This window comes from Novosphingobium malaysiense (assembly GCF_000802225.1).
GTDB lineage: Bacteria > Pseudomonadota > Alphaproteobacteria > Sphingomonadales > Sphingomonadaceae > Novosphingobium > Novosphingobium malaysiense.
This window is the reverse complement of record NZ_JTDI01000001.1, coordinates 406168-426238: the sequence shown is the minus strand read 5'-3', so window position 1 is coordinate 426238 and position 20071 is coordinate 406168. Positions and strand designations below refer to the sequence as shown.

Annotated in this window: 18 protein-coding genes; 14 read left to right on the top strand and 4 right to left on the bottom strand. The window is 64.8% G+C overall.

Features of this window, described 5'->3' with window-relative positions; genetic code table 11:
• Positions 1 to 44 precede the first annotated feature (44 nt).
• Genes LK12_RS01805 through LK12_RS01795 form a run of 3 tightly spaced genes read left to right on the top strand, consistent with a single transcriptional unit; the run spans position 45 to position 4256 of the window.
• Positions 45 to 1502 carry an efflux transporter outer membrane subunit gene (locus tag LK12_RS01805; protein ID WP_039278565.1) on the top strand — a complete coding sequence of 486 codons (1458 nt, stop codon included), beginning with the start codon at positions 45 to 47 and terminating at the stop codon, positions 1500 to 1502.
• A complete protein-coding gene (locus LK12_RS01800) occupies positions 1495 to 2685 on the top strand; it encodes an HlyD family secretion protein (protein WP_052223085.1) in 1191 nt (396 codons plus the stop codon). The genes LK12_RS01805 and LK12_RS01800 overlap by 8 nt, the downstream gene beginning before the upstream one ends.
• Positions 2685 to 4256, top strand: a complete 1572-nt coding sequence (locus LK12_RS01795; RefSeq protein ID WP_039278563.1) for a DHA2 family efflux MFS transporter permease subunit — start codon at positions 2685 to 2687, stop codon at positions 4254 to 4256. Before LK12_RS01800 ends, LK12_RS01795 begins: the two co-directional genes overlap by 1 nt.
• A 123-nt stretch (positions 4257 to 4379) precedes the next feature.
• Here LK12_RS01795 and LK12_RS01790 read toward each other — a convergent pair whose 3' ends face one another.
• Positions 4380 to 5441, bottom strand: a complete 1062-nt coding sequence (locus LK12_RS01790; RefSeq protein ID WP_039278561.1) for a chemotaxis protein CheB — start codon at positions 5439 to 5441, stop codon at positions 4380 to 4382.
• Positions 5442 to 5788: 347 nt separating this feature from the next.
• Here LK12_RS01790 and LK12_RS01785 point away from each other — a divergent pair, with 347 nt between their 5' ends.
• From LK12_RS01785 to LK12_RS01745, 9 genes are all read left to right on the top strand, one after another.
• Positions 5789 to 6049, top strand: a complete 261-nt coding sequence (locus tag LK12_RS01785) for an STAS domain-containing protein (RefSeq protein ID WP_231568188.1) — start codon at positions 5789 to 5791, stop codon at positions 6047 to 6049.
• The gene (locus LK12_RS01780) at positions 6046 to 8319 is read left to right on the top strand and encodes a chemotaxis protein CheA (protein WP_039278559.1); all 2274 of its coding nucleotides are present in this window, start codon (positions 6046 to 6048) and stop codon (positions 8317 to 8319) included. The genes LK12_RS01785 and LK12_RS01780 overlap by 4 nt, the downstream gene beginning before the upstream one ends.
• Positions 8316 to 9185, top strand: a complete 870-nt coding sequence (locus LK12_RS01775) for a CheR family methyltransferase (RefSeq protein WP_039278557.1) — start codon at positions 8316 to 8318, stop codon at positions 9183 to 9185. The genes LK12_RS01780 and LK12_RS01775 overlap by 4 nt, the downstream gene beginning before the upstream one ends.
• A complete protein-coding gene (locus tag LK12_RS01770; protein WP_039278554.1) occupies positions 9182 to 10207 on the top strand; it encodes a protein-glutamate methylesterase/protein-glutamine glutaminase in 1026 nt (341 codons plus the stop codon). Before LK12_RS01775 ends, LK12_RS01770 begins: the two co-directional genes overlap by 4 nt.
• 4 nt (positions 10208 to 10211) lie before the next feature.
• Positions 10212 to 10763, top strand: a complete 552-nt coding sequence (locus LK12_RS01765) for a chemotaxis protein CheD (protein ID WP_039278552.1) — start codon at positions 10212 to 10214, stop codon at positions 10761 to 10763.
• A 16-nt stretch (positions 10764 to 10779) separates the two neighbouring features.
• Complete coding sequence (locus tag LK12_RS01760) at positions 10780 to 11151, top strand: response regulator (protein WP_082010295.1); 372 nt, start codon at positions 10780 to 10782, stop codon at positions 11149 to 11151.
• 26 nt (positions 11152 to 11177) lie between these two features.
• On the top strand, positions 11178 to 11618 hold the full coding sequence (locus LK12_RS01755) for a chemotaxis protein CheW (protein WP_039278549.1): 441 nt from the start codon (positions 11178 to 11180) through the stop codon (positions 11616 to 11618).
• Between the two features lie 5 nt (positions 11619 to 11623).
• The gene (locus tag LK12_RS01750) at positions 11624 to 11950 is read left to right on the top strand and encodes a hypothetical protein (protein WP_039278546.1); all 327 of its coding nucleotides are present in this window, start codon (positions 11624 to 11626) and stop codon (positions 11948 to 11950) included.
• A 151-nt stretch (positions 11951 to 12101) separates the two neighbouring features.
• On the top strand, positions 12102 to 12707 hold the full coding sequence (locus LK12_RS01745) for a DUF938 domain-containing protein (protein WP_039280084.1): 606 nt from the start codon (positions 12102 to 12104) through the stop codon (positions 12705 to 12707).
• Here the strand turns inward: LK12_RS01745 and LK12_RS01740 are convergent.
• Together LK12_RS01740 and LK12_RS01735 are read right to left on the bottom strand one after the other, a co-directional pair.
• A complete protein-coding gene (locus LK12_RS01740) occupies positions 12694 to 14028 on the bottom strand; it encodes an MATE family efflux transporter (protein ID WP_039278545.1) in 1335 nt (444 codons plus the stop codon). The two genes, LK12_RS01745 and LK12_RS01740, sit on opposite strands and share 14 nt — an antisense overlap.
• Entirely contained in the window at positions 14025 to 15551 is a 1527-nt protein-coding gene (locus LK12_RS01735; protein ID WP_231568187.1) for a DHA2 family efflux MFS transporter permease subunit, read from the bottom strand. The genes LK12_RS01740 and LK12_RS01735 overlap by 4 nt, the downstream gene beginning before the upstream one ends.
• A 626-nt stretch (positions 15552 to 16177) precedes the next feature.
• Here LK12_RS01735 and LK12_RS01730 point away from each other — a divergent pair.
• Positions 16178 to 17146, top strand: a complete 969-nt coding sequence (locus tag LK12_RS01730; protein ID WP_039278542.1) for an aldo/keto reductase — start codon at positions 16178 to 16180, stop codon at positions 17144 to 17146.
• Positions 17143 to 18021 carry an alpha/beta fold hydrolase gene (locus LK12_RS01725; protein ID WP_052223082.1) on the top strand — a complete coding sequence of 293 codons (879 nt, stop codon included), beginning with the start codon at positions 17143 to 17145 and terminating at the stop codon, positions 18019 to 18021. Before LK12_RS01730 ends, LK12_RS01725 begins: the two co-directional genes overlap by 4 nt.
• Before the next feature lie 777 nt (positions 18022 to 18798).
• Here LK12_RS01725 and LK12_RS01720 read toward each other — a convergent pair.
• Entirely contained in the window at positions 18799 to 20046 is a 1248-nt protein-coding gene (locus LK12_RS01720) for a cytochrome P450 (protein WP_039278541.1), read from the bottom strand.
• Positions 20047 to 20071 lie beyond the last annotated feature (25 nt).

Genomic DNA, 20071 nt, shown 5'->3' with positions numbered 1-20071 from the left:
TTCCAGTTGACACTTGCAATGGGCATCTCGATAAAAGTGTACCAATGAGTACACGTAATCGTCCGCGAGTCGCCGCAGTGATGCTGGCGAGCGCGCTTTCACTTTCCGCTTGCGCTGCACCTGACCTCGGCCCTCGTCCCAAAATGACTGCGCCCGGGGCGCTGGCTTCGGCGCAGTCGCTGCATGACCACGGCGCCGCGCGGACCTGGCCGGCAGACAACTGGTGGACCGTCTATGGCGATCCGCAGCTCGATGCCCTTGTGGGGGAAGCCCTGGCAGGTTCACCCAGCGTCGCCCTGGCGCAGGCCCGTATCCGGCAAGCCCGCGGAGCCGCACAGGTGGCCGGTGCTGCCACGCTCCCTTCGGTCGGCGCGGAAGCATCCGGCGGTCTGACCAAGCAAAGCTACAACATGGGCATTCCATCGGCCTTCGTGCCCCATGGCTGGAAAAGCACGGGTACGCTGGCGCTTTCGGGCGACTTCAATCTCGATCTGTGGGGCAAGAACCGCAAGGCGCTCGCGGCTGCAACATCGGAGGCCGAAGCGGCCATGGCCGACGCACGGCAGGCAGAGCTGATGCTGTCGAGCAATGTCGTCTCGTCCTATTTCGATCTCGCGCGCCTCATCGAGCGCGGGAAGGCGCTTGGCGAAGCCAGCGAGGCTCGCGCGGCGATGGTCGACCTTTTCGCCAAGCGCGTGCAGCATGGACTCGAGAACAATACGCCGCTGCGCCGGGCTCAGGCCGCTGCGGCGTCCGCTCGGGCGGCCGTTTCCGCAAACGAAGAACAGATCGCGCTGCGCCGCCATGCCATCGCAGCCCTCCTCGGGGCAGGGCCCGACCGTGGCCTCGCCATCAATCCCCCGGCGCCGGCATCCGTGCCCGGGACCGGTATTCCGGCCGAAGCGGGCATCGCGCTTGCCGGTCGCCGTCCAGACATCGTCGCGGCCCGTTTGCGTGCCGAAGCGGCAGCAGCGCGGATCGACGTCGCGCGGGCGCAGTTCATGCCCGACATTTCGCTGCGCGGCCTGATCGGGATGACGTCGCTGGGGATTTCCAACCTCGTCGACAGCGGATCGACCTACGGGAATGCCGGTGCGGCGCTGACCCTGCCGATATTCCAGGGCGGGCGGCTCAAGGGCAACTTCACCCAGGCCCGCGGCGCCTATGATGCGGCAGTGGCCGATTACAACGCTACGGTCGCCGGAGCGCTTCAGGACGTTGCCGATGCGCTGGCCAGCCAAGAGGCCGCCGCCGTGCAGGAGCAGGAGGCGGTCGAGGCCGCCTCGACGTCCGGCGCGGCCTTCGATCTCGCGATGAAGCGCTATCGCGCTGGCCTGTCGAGCTATCTCGAGGCACTCGATGCCCAGACCGCCGCACTGCAGGCGCGCGAGGCGGAGGTCGATGCCCATTTCCGCACCCTCGCCAGCGAAGTCGCTCTCAAGCGCGCGCTGGGCGGCGGGTTCGCAGACAATTCCAATGAAAAGGCTCCCGACAATGAGTGAAGACGTGCAGGATCAGCCTGCCGGCGCCCCCGATGATGCGCATAACGCCGAAACCAGCGAGACAGGAAAGTCATCCGGGAGCGTCGTCGACAAGAACAAGCGCCAGCCCTTGCTGATCGGTCTCGCCATCGCGGTGGTCGCGATTGCCGGGCTCTATTATCTCTACGAGGTGTTCATCGGCAGCCGTTCGGTATCGACCGAGAATGCCTATGTCGCCGGCGAGACGGCCGAGGTAACGCCGCTGACGTCCGGAAAGGTGGCGGAAGTCTACGTTACCGACACCCAGCCGGTAAGGCGCGGACAGATCCTGTTCCGGCTCGACGATGCGGATCAGAAGATCGCGCTTGCCCAGGCTCAGGCCGGGCTGGAATATGCCAAGCGGCGGTACGGCCAGGCGCTCGCCAACAACAAGGCGCTGGCTGCCGCTGCCGACGCCAGTTCCACGCAGATCGGCGCGGCCCAGGCCAAAGTCGAATCAACCCGTGCGGCTCTGGCAAAGGCAAAGGCCGATTATGATCGCCGGGCCGCGCTTGAAGGCAGCGGAGCCGTTTCTGCCGAGGAACTGACTGCGGCGCGTGAAGCGCTGGCGTCCGCCAGGGCAGCCGCGCAGGAAGCCAAGGCCGGGCTCGCCTCTGCCCGTTCGGATGCAAACAGCGCCCGCCGGCAGGAAGAGGCCGCGCGCGCGCTGACGCGCGGAACCGACGTCGCCACTGCCCCCGAGGTGCTTCTTGCCAAGAGCCGACTCGCAGCGGCCGAGCTGGACCTGAAACGCACGGTGATCCGTGCGCCGATCGACGGAGTCGTCGCCAAGCGCACGATCCAGGTCGGCCAGAAGGTGGAAAATGGGACGGCGGCGATGATCATCGTGCCGGTAGGGAGGCTCTATGTCGATGCGAACTTCAAGGAAGATGAACTCGGCAAGGTGCGCAGCGGCCAGACGGCGACCGTTATCTCTGACTTCTATGGCGATGACGTCGTCTTCCACGGCAAGGTTGTCGGCTTTGCCGGTGGTACGGGAGCGGCCTTCTCGCTGATCCCGGCGCAGAACGCGACCGGTAACTGGATCAAGGTCGTGCAGCGCCTGCCGGTGCGGATCGAGCTCGATCCCAAGGAACTGAACAAGCATCCGCTGCGAATCGGCCTGTCGATGGAAGCCACGATCGACCTTACGAGCAAGAACTGATGGCCTCTTCGGGAACAGCCGGAGCTGCTCCCGCGCAGGGCGCGGGCAACGGTAACGGCGCAACCACCTTCCACGGTGCGCGCCTGGTCCTTGCCGGGTTTGTGCTGGCAATGGCGAACTTCATCGTCGTGCTGGACATGACGATCGCCAACGTCTCGATCCCGCACATCGCGGGCGGGCTCGCGGTGTCGACCCAGAGCGCGACCTGGGTGATCACTTCCTACGCCGTGGCGGAAGCGATCTGCGTGCCGCTGACCGGATGGCTGGCCGGCCGCTTCGGCACCTTGCGTACCTTCCTGTTCTCGTTGGCAGGCTTCGGCGTGTTCTCCGCGCTTTGCGGTCTGTCGGGGACGTTGAACATGCTTGTCGTGTTCCGTCTGGGGCAAGGCCTTTGCGGCGGCCCGCTGATGCCGCTTACCCAGACGCTGATGCTGCGCATCTTTCCCAAGGACATGCATGCAAAGGCCATGGCCCTGTGGGCGATGACGGTGGTCACGGCACCGATCTTCGGGCCGATCCTGGGCGGCTACATCAGCGACAACTGGTCGTGGGAATGGATATTCTTCATCAACGTGCCGATCGTGGCGATCATCTTCACCGCGATCGTAGCCTTGCTTCGGGGTGTCGAGACGCCGACCGTGAAGCTGCCGATCGATTTCGTCGGCCTGGTCCTGCTGGTGCTCTGGGTGGGTTCGTTCCAGATGATGCTGGACCTCGGCCGCGAGGAGGACTGGTTCAGCTCGACCCGCATCGTCCTGCTGGCAGCGAGCGCGGCCTTTTTCTTCTGCGTGTTCCTGATCTGGGAGCTCACGGAAGATCACCCCATCGTCGATCTCAAGGTGTTTCGCCATCGCGGCTTCACGGCGGCGGTCATTGCCTTGATGATCGCCTTCGGTACCTATTTCTCGTCCGTGGTCGTGATCCCCCAGTTCCTGCAGATCACGATGGGCTACACCGCGACGGAGGCCGGCTATGCCATGGCCTTCTCCGGTGTGTTGGCGGTGATCATGTCGCCGCTGGTGCCGCTGTTGATGCAGCGCTACGATCCTCGCCTGCTGGTGTTCATCGGCATTGCCTGGATCGGGGTCTGCGCGATCTTCCGCACGTGGTGGTCGACCGATTCGACGTTTTGGGAGTTCTCCTACCCGCAACTGCTTCAGGGCATGGGCGTGGCGATGTTCATGGTGCCTCTCACGACGATCAGCCTGGCCGCAGTGGATCCCGAGGAAACAGCGTCCGCCGCCGGTATCGCGAATTTCGGGCGGACGCTGGCCGGTGCGGTCGCGACGGCCATCGTCACGACGCTCTGGAGCAACATGGGCCGGGCCGACGCAGCGGAAATGGCCGGTACGCTCAACGGTGCCGATGCCGTCTCATCGGCCTTGCAGTCCGTGGGCATGTCGGCGGAGCAGGCGCGGGCCGCGATTGCGCAGATGGTGGCGAGGCAGGGCATGGCGCAAGGCACTACGCACCTCTTCGCGCTGGCGGCCGTTGCGCTGTTCCTTGCAGCTACGACGATCTGGCTGGCACCGCGGCCGCCAAAGAACGTGAAGCCGGCGGCGGGTCACTGACCGACCTTTCCCCGGACGCGAAAAAGGCCTCGCGGACCGGGCAATCATCCCCTGCGAAATGAAAACGCTGCGCCCGGCATGGCCGGACGCAGCGTTTTCGGTAACGGGTGCGGCTGGGTACGGTCAGGAGGCGACGGCCTCGGCAACGGCGGCAGTGCCGCAGTTGGCCAGCACATCGGCGGCCAGATCCTCGAGCTTGAGTTCGGCATCGACTGCGCCGGCTTCGACGGCCGCTGCCGGAGCCTGCGGCACGGTTGCGGTGGTGCGGTCCTGCGCCAGCGTGCGGAAGCCCGCGGCCTTCAACAGCTTCAGGCCCTTTGCGCCATCTTCGCCCATGCCCGTCAGGACCGAGCCGATGGTGGCCATTCCGGCCCGAGACAACGAGCCGAACAGCAGCGTCGCAGAAGGGCGGAACCCTTCCACGGGTTCGCGTTCGACCATGCGCAGTTTGGCGGGAATTCCGGGTTCGACGATCACGTGCTTGTTGGGATCGAACACGATGTGGACGGTGCCGGCGCTCAACTCGGCGCCATCGGCGGCGGCCTTGACCGAGCAGGCGCATTCCTTGTCGGCGCGCGCGATGAACATTTCGGCCAGCGCCGGTTCGGTCTGCAGGACGATGACCGTGGGCGGGCAGTTCTTGGGATAGTGGCCCAGCACTTCGGTCAGCGCGTCGACGCCGCCCATCGAGGTGCTGAAGGCAGCGATCTTGCCGTTGGGGGAATAGTCGGGACCGGCATCGCCTTCGGCCTTCGCGGCGCGGGGGCGGGGCTTTTCGCGCAAGTTCGAATTGGCAGCGGCAAGCACGATCTTGCCGAGCTTGCCCACCGTTTTCTGGAACTGCTCCGGCGTTGCCTTGAGCGGCTTGGGAAAACATTCGACAGCGCCCAGTTCGAAGGCCTTGAGCGACGTTTCCGTGCCGCTTTGCGTAAGGCTCGAGAGCATGACCACCGGCAGCGGATTGGTGTTCATGATTTCCTCGAGAAATTCGATTCCGCTCATGCCGGGCATTTCGACGTCGAGAGTGACGACATTGGGGCGCAGTTCGGCGATTTGGTCGCGTGCTTCGTCCGCGTTGGCTGCAGTGCCGACGACAAGGACGTTCTTGGTCTGCTCGAGCACGTCGCAGAACAGGGCGCGCATTGCCGCCGAATCGTCGACTACCAGAACGCGGGCGTCATGCATGGGATTGGGACCTTCTGTTATCTCTAATCGCTTCGTGATTACGACATACCGCTAAAGGTCCGATGAAATTCCTTAACCACACTACGCACTTCGCCTGAGTTTCGGGCAAACGTCACGTTCGCACGGTTTCTTCTAACACTGCACTGTTCACCCGCGCCGGCAATCCGGGGCGACCAGTCGATCCGGCCGAAAGAGGATGGTTAAGTGCTTCACTTTTTACGGATTTCAGCCCCGGGGAGCCTCAAGCGGGAAAGTATTGCATGCGCACGAGGGAAATTCCGGATGGGGCTTGATACCGAGCAGGAACTGCCGGCCGTTAACCTAGACCGGAGAAATGGGGGACAATGATGAACAGCATTACCTTGCCAGCGCGTTGCGACCGGGCCGCGGCAGAAGTGGTCTGGCCGGAGCTCGTTGCCGCGCTGGGTAGTGGCGCCATCCGCATCGACGCCAGCGCGGTCGAGCACGTGGGCCAGGCTGTACTGCAGCTTCTCGTCTCCGCGCGGCGCAGCGGCGACGGTGCGCAAATCACGCCGTCGCCGGCACTTGAAGATGCCGCCCGCCTGACCGGGCTGACCGCCGAACTGTTCGAAGAGAGCGAACTATGAGCCCCGAAGAAATCCAGCAGATATTCTTTGCCGAATGCGAGGAATCGCTCGCCGCGGCCGAATCGGGACTGGCGGCCTGCCATGCCGGCACGCATGATTCGGATACGGTTAACGCGGTCTTTCGCGCGGTCCACTCGATCAAGGGCGGTGCCGGTGCATTCGGGTATACGGCGCTACAGGGCTATACGCACACGTTCGAGACCCTGCTGTCCGACGTGCGCGAGGGTCTCGTCGCGATCGAGAGCCAACTCGTCGACTTGCTGCTGCGCGCGCTTGATACCCTTTCCGACCATGTCGAAGCAGCCCGCGAAGGCGGCGATGCGCCGGCCGATGCGGCGCTGATTTCCGAGATGGAAAGCGCGATGGCAGCCAACGGCGGCGGTGCCGCCGCGGCTCCGGAAACGGCGCCCGAACCCGAGCCGACACCGGAGCCTGCGCCGGAGGCTGAGGCTTCGGAAGGCGCCGGCGACGATCTCGATCTCGATGCGTTGCTCGACGATCTGACCGCGGGCTTTGAGGCGCCCGCTCCCCAGGCCGCCGAAGCTCCAGCCGCCGAGGCATCGGCGGCAGAGGACAAGCGCTGGAAGGTCCATCTGCGACCGCGCGCCGGCGCCATGCGCAATGGTTCCGAGCCGCTGCTCATGTTGCGTGACATGGCCGAGCTGGGCGGCGAGTGCGCCATCTGCGACGTCAGCCAGGTTCCCCCGCTCGACGCTTTCGATGTTTCGCAGGGCTATCTCGGCTGGACATTCGCGATGCCGGCAGACGTGTCCGAAGAGGCTGTGCGCGACATCTTCGATTTTATCGGCGACGATTGTGCGCTGGCGATTGGTGACGACGTGGAAATTCCCGCCGTGCAGATCGTCGAGGCCGCACCGGCGCCCAAGCCGGAGCCGATCGCCATCAACCCGGCGCCGGCCGTTGAACCTGCCGCCGCGGCGTCTCCCGCACCGGCGCCCGAAAAGGCGCCCGAGGCGCCGGCGCCAGTTGCCGAGGTGAAATCGGCTGCCGCCGATAAGGCTGTAACTGCGGACAAGCCCGCTCCACCTGAAAAGGCGGCCGGGCCGGCTTCGGGAGCCCCTGCCGCGACCAGTGGCCAGTCGATCCGTATCGACCTGTTCAAGCTCGACCGACTGATCGACCTCGTCGGCGAACTCGTGATCGCCCAGGCTATGCTGGTGCAGCGTCTCGATGGGGCCAGCGTGACGGCCACAGAAGAACTGAGCCTTCTCGAAACCCTGACGCGCGACATCCAGGAAAGTGCGATGTCGATCCGAGCGCAGCCGATTGCCAGCGTCTTCAGCCGCGTTCCGCGGATCCTGCGCGATCTCGCCGCCTCGACCGGAAAGCACGTGAAGCTCGACGTCTTCGGTGAGACCACCGAGCTCGACAAGACGGTCATCGAACGCCTGGGCGAGCCGCTCACGCACCTCATCCGCAATGCCGTCGATCACGGCATCGAAAGCGCAGAAGACCGAATCGCCGCCGGCAAGCCGCCGGAAGGCACGCTCACGCTGTCTGCCGAGCACCGTTCGGGCCGCATCGTCATCTCGATCTCCGATGACGGCGCCGGCATCAATCGCGAGGTTGTGCTTCGAAAGGCCATCGAGAAGGGCATCGTCAGTCCCGATGCTCAGCTCTCGGCCGAGGAAATCGACAACCTCATATTTGCGCCTGGCTTCTCCACCGCGCAGGTCGTTTCGAACATTTCCGGTCGCGGCGTCGGCATGGACGTCGTCCGCCAGAACGTGAAGGACCTCGGCGGTCGCATCACCATCGACAGCACGCCGGGCAAGGGCACTGCCTTCATCCTGACCCTGCCGCTGACGCTGGCGATCTCCGATGGCATGATCGTCGATGTGGGTGACCAGACGCTGGTCGTTCCGCTTGCGCATGTGGTGGAAAGCCTGCGCCCCGGCGAGGCCGAGATCCACGGCCTGGGATCGAGCCGCCGCATGCTCAACGTGCGTGGTCGCTTCATTCCGATAATCTCGCTCAAGGATGCATTGGGGGCGCCCACAGGCGCCACCGATCCCAGGGATGGCGTGCTGATCGTCGTCGATACCGAAAGCGCCGGTCAGGCCGCGCTCCTGGTCGACGACATCTGCGACCAGCGCCAGTTCGTCATCAAGAGCCTGGCGACCAACTTCCGCTCGGTCGAAGGCGTCGCCGGCGCGACGATCCTGGGCGACGGCCGTGTCGCTCTCATCGTCGATGTCGATGGCCTCGTCGCCTGCGCGCTGCCTTCCAATGAAAGGCAGGCTGCGTGAACGCGCTGACCGCCCCGACCGATACGATTCCTGGCGTCAGCCCGGATATCTACAGTGCCGCGGACTTCGCGCAGATCGCGAAGATCATCTACGGCGCTGCAGGCATCGTATTGCCTCAGGGCAAGGCTATGCTGGTCTACTCGCGGCTCGCGCCGCTGGTGCGTGCGGCGAACAGCGTCACCTTTTCCAAGTACATCGAACTGATCGGCAACGATCCGGCCGAACTCAACAAGGCCGTGGCGGCGCTCACCACCAACCACACGTTCTTCTACCGCGAGGCGCATCACTTCGAACACCTCGGCAATGAAGTGCGCCCGCGCCTGATCGAGAAGCTGCGCAATCGCCAGCCGGTGCGCGTGTGGTCTGCAGGCTGTTCCAGCGGCGAGGAGACCTGGTCGCTGGTCATGACCCTGCTGGGCGCAGACCGTTCTGCAGGGCTGAACATCGGACGCGGCGACTTGCGCATCCTGGCCACCGATATTGCCCCGCACGCCATCAAGCGCGCCGAGGAAGCCACCTATCCCACCAAGGACCTCAAGCCGGTGCCCGAAGATCTGCGGCGTGCCTGGACCAGCGAGAAAGGCGACCAGTCTGTAATGGCCGATGCCATGCGGGCGATCGTCCGCTTCCGCCTGCTCAACCTGCACGGCGAGTGGCCGATCAAGGGCAAGTTCGATGCGATCTTCTGTCGCAACGTCATGATATATTTCGATAACCCGACCAAGGAACGGTTGGTGAAGCGGTTCAGCGACGCGCTCGTGCCCAACGGGTTTCTGTACATCGGCCATTCGGAACGCGTGACCGGTCCGGCCGGCAACGACTTTCAGCTGGTCGGGCCGACCATCTACCGCAGGAGGGCCGCATGAGCGTTCGCGTCCTGATCGTCGACGATTCGCCGACCATGCGTGCGATCCTGATGTCGCGCCTGCGCGAACAGCCCGACATCGAAGTGGTCGGCTCCGCGTCGAATGCCGCCGAAGGCCGTGAGCTCATCAAGAAGCTCGACCCGGACGTGGTCACGCTCGACATCGAAATGCCCGGCATGAACGGCCTCGACTTCCTCGAGAAGATCATGACCTTGCGGCCCACGCCCGTGATCATCGTTTCCGGCGCCACGCAGGAGGGCAACGAGGTGACGGCGCGCGCGCTCGCGCTGGGCGCGGTGAACTGTTATTCGAAGTACGATCCCACCGGCAAGCTGGCCCTGCAGGACAGTGGCGAACTGGCCAAGATGATCCGCGATGCAGCGCAAGTCCGTTTTTCCAAGCCGGTCCGCAGCACGCCTTCGGTCGTCGAGGAAAGCCGCCGCTCCATCAAGCGCGACACGCGCCTGATCGCGATCGGTTCGTCGACCGGCGGAGTCGAGGCGCTGCAGGTGCTCCTGCGCGAGTTCCCGCGCGATTGTCCGCCCACCGTGATCGTCCAGCACGTCAACCCGCGGTTCGCGCCGGCAATTGCCCGCACTCTCGACCAGGTCTGCCCGGCCACTGTCCAGGTCGCTGTCAACGACATGCCGCTCAAGACCGGCCACGTCTATCTGGCCGCCGAAGCCGAACACCATCTAATGGTCAAGGGAGACTCGACGCTCTACGCCAAGCTGCGCCGGGGCGAGCCGATTTCGGGTCACGTGCCCAGCGTGGATGCGTTGTTCAATTCGGTTGCGCAGTTCGTCGGTGCAGGCGCAGTGGGAATCCTGCTTACCGGCATGGGGCAGGACGGTGCCAAGGGTCTGCTGGCGATGAGCAAGGCCGGGGCACACACCATCGCCCAGGACGAGGCGACCTGCACCGTCTTCGGCATGCCGCGCGCTGCCATTTCGCTCGGCGCCGCGCAGGTCGTCGCCCCCATCAACAGCATCGCGCGTCACGCGCTCAACAAGGCAGCCTGACGCCATGCCCCTCGATCTTTCCCCGCCCAACATGACTCGGCTGACCGTGCTGCAGGGGCAGTTCAAGGTCAGCGCCGGGCCCAAGGTGGAACTGAGCACGGTTCTGGGCTCCTGTGTCGCCACCTGTCTTTACGACCCGGAAGTGGAACTGGGCGGGATGAATCACTTCCTGCTGTCCGAACCCCCGGCCAGCCACAACCGGGGCGAGGTCGACGTGCACTACGGCGTCTACCTGATGGAAATGCTCATCAACGAAATGCTCGCCTATGGCGCACGCAAGGACAGGCTGCGCGCGCATCTCTACGGCGGGGCCAATATTCGCAGCGGTATGCAGCAGATCGGCACGGCAAATGCCGATTTCGCGCGCGGCTTCCTGCTGCGCGAACGCATCGAACTGGTCCGCGAGGACCTCGGTGGGGCCAATGCCCGCCGCGTCGATTTCCGTCCGGCATCCGGCCAGGTCCGATGTCGAACTGTCGCCTCCTCGGATGCGCCCGAGGTTAAACCACAACCCGTGTTCCGCCCGGTTCCGCGCGGCGAAGTCGAACTGTTCTGACCAAACGAGGCATCTGATGTCCAAGACTACCCGCATTCTCACCGTCGATGACAGCGCATCCATGCGTGCGCTGCTCAATCATGCCCTTTCCACCAATGGCTTCGACGTCGCCCAGGCTGACGACGGGGTCTCCGCGCTTGAATGGCTTGCCGTGAACGAGGTCGATGTCGTCATTACCGACATCAACATGCCCCGTCTCGACGGCTTCGGCCTGATCGAGCAGGTTCGCGGCGGCACGCGCCATCGCGACCGTCCGATCCTGGTGCTCACGACCGAGAGTTCGGACGAGAAGAAGGCCCGCGCCCGCGCTGCTGGCGCGACCGGCTGGATCGTCAAACCATTCGATACCGACAAGCTCGTCGCGGCCGTGCGCCGCGTCGCGCACTGACACTGCCCGTACAGGAGGTTCAGGATATGTACCGCGAACTCATTACTTTCGAAGTCGCCGGCCAGATATTCGCGCTCGACATCATGGCGATCCGCGAAATCAGGGCCTGGACGCCGGTCACCCCGATGCCGCGCGTTCCATCCTACGTCGCTGGCGTGGTCAACCTGCGCGGCACCGTGCTGCCGGTGATCGACCTGGCCGCACGTCTGGGCTGGACACCGACCGAGGCCACGCCGCGCCACGCGATCATCGTGTGCCAGGTCAATGGGCAGTCGCAGGGGCTCATTGTCGACTCGGTCAGCGACATCGTCGCGCTGGATACCGACAACCTGCAGCCGCCGCCGACCGCCGGTCAGGAAGACGTGGCGCCGTTCCTCGAAGGCCTCTCGGCGATCGAAGAACGCATGGTCATGGTGCTCGACCTGCAGGCCCTCAGCGCCTCCGAGGACCGCGCGATCGCGGCCTGAAACCGATGATCCACGAACCCAAATTCACGGCAATGGCCGACGTGCTTGGCGAACTCGGTTCCGAGATCGAGGCACTGGGCGAAGTGCTGTGCCGGGACGAGGATTTCGCCGCAAGGCACATGCGCGAGCTTCAGGCCATCGATCTGATCGCGCAGAAGCAGCGTGCGCTTGCCGCGATTATCGCGGCGGGTTTCAGCGAAGCGGAAATGCGCCGGATCAGCCTCGAGGCCATCCGCCGGCGTTTCTGCGGCTTCATGGAGGAGGACGTGTCTTCCGCCGCCGCGCCGCTTGATGCCCCCGTCACGCCGGATAACGTGAACCTGTGGGATTGATGCCCTTCCGGCGCTCGCGGATGCGCGTGCCACACTGAAAACGCTGTCCCGCGGTTTGACGATGCGGGTCGTCGAGCCGCGGGCCACGTGCGTCCGGGCTGAAACGTCGTCCTGCCTTGAACTGCAGGCGCGCCATCCCCAATGGCGGACCATGACCGAAGACGCACGCCGCCATGCCCCCGCGACCGCCCGCAACCGCGATCCCATCCTTGCCGTTCTGCGTGAGGTTCTGCCGGCGTCCGGCCAGATACTGGAAGTGGCGAGCGGGACCGGCGAACATGGCGTGTACTTCGCCCGCGCCTTGCCAGGCCTGCGCTGGCAACCCAGCGATCCCGATGCCGATGCGCGCGCCTCCATTTGCGCTTGGCGTGAACTCGAGAACCTGCCCAACCTGCTGGAACCGCTCGAGCTGGATGCCGCTGCGCCGACGTGGCCGGTGGACCGCGCAGATGCCGTGGTGTGCATCAACATGATCCACATCAGTCCCTGGGCGTCGACCGAGGGGCTGATGGCGGGGGCCGGGCGATTGCTTTCGCCCGCACAGCCGCTGATCCTCTATGGTCCCTATCGGCGATCAGGCCGGCCCACGGCGCCGAGCAACGAGGCGTTCGACGAGGACCTCAAGCGGCGCGATCCCCGTTGGGGGCTGCGCCGTCTGGAGGACGTGGAGGCCTGTGGGGCGCGCCATGGCCTTGTGCTTGAGCGCGTGACCGAAATGCCGGCCAACAATCTCGCCGTGGTGTTCAGGAAACGCTGAAGCTGCGACGTGTCAGACGCGGCAGGACGACGAACTGGCCTGCCGCGCGAACCACGAAGAAGACCGTGAAGGCCGCCCACAGACCGTGGTTGCCCAGTGGATGCAGCAGCCAGAGCAGCAGCAGATAAAGCGCCATCGCCACGGCCATGGTGCCGAGCATCGCGCGCGTCCACCCGGCGCCGACGAATACGCCGTCGAGTACGAACGAGGCCACGCCCACCAGCGGCAGGGCGACGATCCAGGGAATATAGGTGGCGGTTGTGGCAACGACATTCGCATCGGTGCTGAACCATGCGGCCAGCGGTGCCCCGCCGATGGCGTAGGTCAACGTCAGGATCACGCCGATCACGGCGCCCCAGATCAGCGCCACCCGCACGGTCGCGGCAAAGCGTGCGCGGTCCTTTGCGCCCAGCGCCTCTCCGCAAAGGACCTGCGAGGCGTTCTCGAAGCCGTCCAGGATCAGGGTGGAGAGCATGAAGAGTTGGAACAGGATGCCGTTGGCGGCCAGTATCACGGGCCCATGCTGGGCGCCGCTGCGGGCGAAGATCAGGATCGCGGCAGTAAGCAGCAGGGTGCGCGCGAAAAGATCGCGGTTCAGCGCAAAGAGCCGGGCGAGGGCGTTGCGGTGCCAGGTAGCGCGGTCCCAGGCCGCGGCGAAGGCGTCGCGGGCTGCAGGCTGGCGCAGGACGATCGCGGCGAGAAGCATGAACTTGAGAATCTCCGACCCCAGCGTCGCCGAAGCCACGCCGGCGACGCCCCAGTGCGCCACCAGCACCAGCAACAGGTCGAGAGCGATATGCACGGCGTTGGCGGTGATCTCCACCACCAGCACGTGCCGCACGAGCCGCTGCCCGATCAGCCAGCCCACCAGCACGCAGTTGGCGAGCCAGACCGGACCGGACCAGTAGCGGATGCCGATGTAGAGCTGCGCATCGGTGCGGACCTGTCCCTTCGCTTCCAGAAGGTCCAGGCCGATCGGGATCGCCCAGTGCATTGCCATCAGCAGGAGCGCGCCGATGCCCAGGGCCACCGCCATGGCTCTGGCGAGGGTCTGTCCCTGTGCCGCGCGGTCGCCCCGGCCTGCGCCCTGCGCCGTCAGCGCGACCGTGCTCGTGCGCAGGAAGTTGAAGACGTTGAGCAGCCCCATCATGTACTTGGCGCCGAGTTCGACCGCGCCTTGCGCTGGAGCATCGCCGAGGCGGCCGATGGCCCACATGTCGGCCAGGCCGAACAGCGCGGTCGCGACATTCGTCAGCATCGCCGGCAGGGCGATGGTCCAAAGCAGGCGCGCCGTACCGGGGTGCGAGGGCGGGGCGGTCACTCCGCTGCCAGCGCTTCTTCGGGCGCTTCGGACCGGCGCGGGCGGCGAAGCAGGAAGACCATCGCGCAGGCCAGCAGGCCGACGATGGACAGTGCCCAGTAGGCATCGACGTAGGCTACCATGGTCGCCTGCCGCACCAGTTCGTGCTGGAGCCCGGCAACCGAGGTCGGAGCGGAAAAGTCCATCCCTGGAAGCGCAGATTGCACTACCGGATTATCGGGCCTCAACCCCTCGGTAAGCCGCGACTGCACTTTGGCTTCGTTGCGGAAGATGAGCACCTGGACCAAGGCAATGCCGGCGGCGCCGCCGTAGCTGCGCAGCAGCGTGTTGAGAGCGGCGCCTTCGTTGCGCAAGTGCGCGGGTAGTGTCGAGAACGTCATCATCGACAGCGGCACGAAGATCGAACTGGATCCCATGCCCTGGATCACGCCGGTCGTGATGACGATCCAACTGCTCGATTGGAGCGTCATGTGCGAGAGATGCCACATCGAGAACGCGGCGAGCAACATGCCGATGCCGATCAGGATGCGCGGATCGATCCGGTTGATCACGCGGCCCATGATGAGCATTGCCACCAGCACGCCGAGGCCGCGAGGTGCCAGGGCCAGACCGACGTCCATGATCGGGTAGCCGAACAGGTTGGTCAGCATTTCCGGCAGCAGCGACATCGGGCTGTAGATCAGCACGCCCAGGAAGAAGCCGACGATCGAGCACACCACGAAGTTGCGGTCCATGAATACCGCCGGGCTGACGAACGGGTGCTTCTTCGTCAGGGAATGGACGATGAATAGGTAGAACGCGCAACCGGCGAGCACTGCTTCGATCCAGATTTCGGTCGAGGAAAACCAGTCCTGCACCTGACCGCGGTCGAACAGCAGTTGCAGAGCGCCGATGCCGACGGCGAGCAGGACGAAGCCGAAGAAGTCTAGCTTCACACCTTTCTGGCCCGGGAAATCGGGCATGGTCGCCATCAGCCCCACCCAGGCCATGACTCCGATCGGCAGGTTGATGAAGAAGCACCATCGCCATGACATGTGCTCGGTCAGCCAGCCCCCGGCGAGCGGCCCCACCAGCGGCCCGGTGATGGCGGCGAGCCCGAAGATGGCCATCGCACTGCCGTGTTCCTCCGGGGGATAGGCGTCGAGCAGCGTGGCCTGGCTCATCGGCACCAGCGCGGCTCCGGACATGCCCTGGAGGACGCGGAAGATGATGAGCTCGTCGAGGTTCGTCGCCGCCCCGCAAAGGCCCGATGTCAGGGTGAACAGGAAGATCGACGTCAGCACCACCCGCTTGCGTCCGAAGCGCCCCGCGAGCCAGCCGGTGAGCGGCGTGAAAATCGCCAGCGCCACGATGTAGCTGGTGAGGACCCAGGTGATCTGTTCGCGCGAGGCCGAGGTGCTGCCCTGGATATGCGGCAGCGCCACGTTGGCGATCGTCGTGTCGATCTGGTTCATGATCGCCGAGGCCATGACGAAGAACGTCATCAGCCGTCGTTGGGCTAGGGGCAGGTAGATCTGATTCACGGGAATGAGACGGCCGGACGCGCGATGAGTTTCACCCTTGCCCTACCGGACCCGGCGGCACTCGGCAATCTTGTCGGTGACCACCGAGCGCCGTTTCGCTCCGTGACTCCGGCTGGCCTGTACCCGGACGGATGATGGTTGGCACGGCATCGGCGAAGACCCTCTTTCGCAAGCGTACCTGCCCGACCGGCGAATCGCTCGCCGCGTGCATCCACGGCCCCCAGGAGTCGCCGGGAAAAATGATGCGTTGCACAATATGGAGAGCGGCGCGGGTGCAATATGTTCGGTTGCTCAGCGCCACTGCCGCGCAAAAGCGGCGCAAGTATTGGCAAAAACGAGAGTTCATGATTTGCTGCAACCGCGAAGAAAATCGGCGCGCCGGGAGGATCGAAATCTCCCCGGCGCGCTCTCTCCCAACGCCGGTAAGGTCGAAAACGACCTTTCAAGTTCACTTTGCAACATAAAATGCGCGACGCCAAGCAAGAATCGCATGATTTGCTGCGCAGCAAACGCTCGCTGTCGAAGCGTTCATCGCCACCGGGGCGATCTTTGTCCGGACCGGTTGTGCTTTGTCGGCTGGCGTGATCCGATATCGCTGAGACAGAACGAACAAGGGAGCGGCGCACGTGGACAGGCGCACATTGGGCGATGGACTTGTGGTTTCGGCTTTGGGGCTGGGGTGCATGAGCGTGAGCGGTGCCTACGGTCCGAAGCTTTCGCAGGACGAATGCAACGGGCTCCTGCGCGGCGCTTTCGAGCGTGGCATCACCTTCTTCGATACCGCGGAGATTTATGGCCCATTCATTGGCGAGGAGATGGTGGGCGAGGCGCTCGCCCCGATCCGCGGGCAGGTCACCATCGCCACCAAGTTCGGTTTCCGCACCGGCGGGAAGGTGGAACCCGGCCGGCCGATCCAGGGCTTCGACAGCCGGCCCGAGCACATCCGCGAGGTCTGCGATGCCTCGCTGGCTCGCCTGGGCACCGACTGCATCGACCTCCTCTACCAGCACCGCGTGGATCCCGATGTTCCCATCGAGGATGTCGCGGGAACGGTCAGGGATCTGATCGCCGAGGGCAAGGTGCGTCACTTCGGCATGTCCGAAGCGCCGGCCGATCTGATCCGCCGCGCTCATGCCGTGCAGCCGGTCGCTGCGGTGCAGAGCGAATACTCGCTGTGGACGCGAGAGGTCGAGGATACGGTACTCCCCACCCTTCGCGAACTCGGGATCGGGCTTGTGCCCTACAGTCCACTTGGGCGCGGCTTTCTCACCGGCCAGGTCAAGCCCGGCGAACTGGCACGCGACGACTGGCGTTCCAACATGCCGCGCTTCAAGGGGGAGGCTGCTGAACATAACTTCCGCCTTGTCGAAGCGCTTCAGGCGCTGGCTGGTCGGAAGGGTGTGACTGCCGCGCAGTTGGCGCTGGCCTGGGTCCTGCGTCAGGGCAACGATATCGTCCCGATACCCGGTACGCGTCGCCTCGAGCGCCTGGAGGAGAATATCGCGGCTGCTTCCATCGAACTGTCAGACGCCGACCTTGCTGAAATCGAGCAGGCCATGCCGGCGCGCGAAGTGCAGGGTGGTCGCTACGCATGACCGAGGTGGCAGATCAGAACGCCGATCCGGCCGCGTACCTCGAAGCCCTCGAAGCGCAGGCGGAGCGAATCGAGACGCCGTGCGGAAACGGAACGATGGTCTGGCGGATCTGGGGCGAGGGGCCGCCGCTGGTCCTGGCGCACGGCGCGCAGGGAACGTGGACGCACTGGGTGCGCAACATTGCGCGGCTCTCGCAGCGGCGCCGGCTCATCGTCGCCGACCTGCCCGGTCACGGTCAGTCAGCATTGCCCGAGCCGCAGGACCACGAAGGCATATCGAATGCTATCGCGCTCGGCCTGCGCGAAGTCCTCGGCGAGGATGGACTCCCGGTCGACTTGTGCGGCTTTTCCTTCGGCGGGGTGGCCCTGGCGTATCTTGCCGCCCTGTATCCGCAGGTGGCGCGAAGGTTGGTGATCGTCGGCTGTGGCGGCCTCGATACGCCGCTGGGGCACCCGCGCCTCGGTCGGATCAGCGGACTGGTCGGTGAAGAGCGCCGCGCCGCTCTGAAGGCCAACCTGCTCGGCCTCATGCTGCATCATCCCGACAGCGCCGATGATCTGGCTATTCATATGCTGCTGCCGACCGCCAAGGCGGCGCGCCTCGATGTCTCCGGCCTGGTCCTGCCGGACCGTTTGCTGAAAGTACTGCCGCGCATCCCCGTTCCGGTCGACGCGATCTGGGGTGAGTTCGATCTGCCACATCCGGATCCCGCTGCGCAGGAAGCGGTTCTGCGTTCGATCCAGCCCCATACGATCTTTCGCGTCGTGGAGGGTGCCGGGCACTGGGCCATGTATGAAAGGCCTGAAGCGTTCGAGGCGGCGCTTGAGTCGATTCTCGCTGCACCGCTGGATCGAGAGGTTCGAGGAAGGACGTAACAGCCCTGCGGGGGCCAATCGTTTGCATTGATTTCCAAATTGGTGCTTTTTTCGCGCTTGCGTGAGCGTATTTCCGCTTCGAATGCCGCGTTGCCATACAATCTGGACCAAACCTGACTTTCCTCATTGGCGCTTATCGGGCAATTTCCGGGACGTGCTTGAGGACATGAAGCTGTCGTCACGATCGACCGGGGGGCGGTCGGCGATGGATGATGCGGCCAGCGGGGAACTGCCGCGTCAGCACTGCAATGGTCTGAAAGCTGCCGTCCTCACCAGGGCACCGCATGGTGTCGTTGAAGGGCACGGCTAACCGGAAAGCGGGAACGGGCGTCAGAATGGGGGTTCGCGCCCGATCCCGGTGACCGGTTTGTTGAACTCGGGCATTTGGCCCAGGAGGCGAAGCGGCGTCGAACAACGCGCGGAACGTGGGGTCTGCGCCGTTCGGGTAATCGGGGCAATGCCGCGCGCCGCCGAAAGACCCGGGTGAACGCGGTCGGGATCGTCGCATGCACGTGAGGCACTATCGCCGGGGTGCAAGGCGAGGGGGGATCCCGACCAATTTCGTCAGGCGGGCTGAAAGAGCAGTCGCGATGGCCGATCGGCATGGCCATCGCGCTGCAGGTTGCTCCTCCGCGCGGGACGCCCTTCGGGTCGCACCGACGCCGCGCGGAGGACGACCGGCCATGCGACACGGGCTGCCATTGCAATACGCCCATAAATAAGGGGAGCCGGGCAATCCGGCTCCCCTATTCGTGATTTTTGCCGGCGGGTCTGCTGTTACCAGACCAGCGGCACGGCCTCCGGACCGATCACGCCGCCGGGCCGGTATTCGATGTTCGCGCCTTCCTTCAGCTTGAACTCGGGAATGCGCTTGAGCCATTCCTGCAGGGCGATCTTGAGCTCCAGTCGGGCGAGATGTCCGCCCATGCAGCTGTGCACCCCGACGGTGAACGCGAGGATCGTCTTGCGTGGCCGGTCGAAGTCGACTTCCTTCGGGTTCGGGAATACTTCCGGATCGAAGTTGCAGGCCGGCAGGATGAAGGTGACGCGGTCGCCCTTCTTCATCTGCACTCCGCGCATCTCGTAATCCTGGTCGAGCACGCGGCCCGAGAAGGTGACCGACCAGCGGCGCAGGAGTTCTTCCACGACGCGATCGATGTCCTGCGGACGATCGATGATTTCCTGTACCCGGTCCGGGTTCTCGGCAAGCCAGAGCCAGATGTTGTTCAGCGTGGCAAACACGGTGTCGAGCCCGCCGATGAACAGGAAGCAGACGAAGCCGAAGATTTCCTTGTCGGAGAGCGGCACCCCGTCCGGCGCCGCATGGGCGATCAGGCTGACGACACCGTCGTCCGGATTCGCCTTCTTCTCTGCAATCGCGTCCTTGAGGTACTCGGTGATGCTGACCATCGCCGCGCCCATGCGCTCGCGGTCGTTGGAATGGAGCAGTTCCATGGCCCACGAGACGAAGGTATCGCGCATGTCCTGCGGCAGGCCCATGATGTCGAGGAATACCGAGACCGGCAGCGGGCGCCCGAATTCCTCGGTGAATTCGCACTCGCCCTTGTCGATGAAGCTGTCGATCATGTCGTTTGCGCGCTTGCGGATCAGGCCTTCCAGCCTCTGCACGCCCTTGGGCGAGAACACCGGATCTACGATGTTGCGATACTTGCGGTGGTGCGGAGGGTCGATCTCGATCGGGATGAAGTAGAAATAGTCGTTCGGATCGCGCGGAAAGGGCGTGGCGCCTTCGTTTGAGAAGATTTCCGGATGGCGCAGCCCGAACAGGGCGTCCTCATGCTTGATGAGGTGCCACATGTTGCCCATCGGGCTGACGTCGTAATAGATCGTCGGCTGCTTTTCATGCAGCGCGGCCATGAAGTCGTGCGGGTTGGCCAGGAACTCGGGGCCAAAGGTCAGGCCGGTCTGGCGGATGAGGTCCTTGGGGACGTGCGCCGGCACCTGATCCATGCCGACGTGGCGCGGAAAGGTGGGCGGAACGGGGTTTGCGGCGTCGATTGGCACAGGCTCTCTCCCTATGGGCGCTATC

Excerpts from the sequence above, each read along its gene's own strand:
- LK12_RS01745 (WP_039280084.1), top strand. The coding sequence starts at position 12,102 with ATGACCGAAGACGCACGCCGCCATGCCCCCGCGACCGCCCGCAACCGC.
- LK12_RS01800 (WP_052223085.1), top strand. The coding sequence starts at position 1,495 with ATGAGTGAAGACGTGCAGGATCAGCCTGCCGGCGCCCCCGATGATGCG.
- LK12_RS01760 (WP_082010295.1), top strand. The coding sequence starts at position 10,780 with ATGTCCAAGACTACCCGCATTCTCACCGTCGATGACAGCGCATCCATG.
- LK12_RS01770 (WP_039278554.1), top strand. The coding sequence starts at position 9,182 with ATGAGCGTTCGCGTCCTGATCGTCGACGATTCGCCGACCATGCGTGCG.
- LK12_RS01805 (WP_039278565.1), top strand. The coding sequence starts at position 45 with ATGAGTACACGTAATCGTCCGCGAGTCGCCGCAGTGATGCTGGCGAGC.
- LK12_RS01755 (WP_039278549.1), top strand. The coding sequence starts at position 11,178 with ATGTACCGCGAACTCATTACTTTCGAAGTCGCCGGCCAGATATTCGCG.
- LK12_RS01795 (WP_039278563.1), top strand. The coding sequence starts at position 2,685 with ATGGCCTCTTCGGGAACAGCCGGAGCTGCTCCCGCGCAGGGCGCGGGC.
- LK12_RS01785 (WP_231568188.1), top strand. The coding sequence starts at position 5,789 with ATGAACAGCATTACCTTGCCAGCGCGTTGCGACCGGGCCGCGGCAGAA.
- LK12_RS01780 (WP_039278559.1), top strand. The coding sequence starts at position 6,046 with ATGAGCCCCGAAGAAATCCAGCAGATATTCTTTGCCGAATGCGAGGAA.
- LK12_RS01750 (WP_039278546.1), top strand. The coding sequence starts at position 11,624 with ATGATCCACGAACCCAAATTCACGGCAATGGCCGACGTGCTTGGCGAA.
- LK12_RS01765 (WP_039278552.1), top strand. The coding sequence starts at position 10,212 with ATGCCCCTCGATCTTTCCCCGCCCAACATGACTCGGCTGACCGTGCTG.
- LK12_RS01790 (WP_039278561.1), bottom strand. The coding sequence starts at position 5,441 with ATGCATGACGCCCGCGTTCTGGTAGTCGACGATTCGGCGGCAATGCGC.
- LK12_RS01725 (WP_052223082.1), top strand. The coding sequence starts at position 17,143 with ATGACCGAGGTGGCAGATCAGAACGCCGATCCGGCCGCGTACCTCGAA.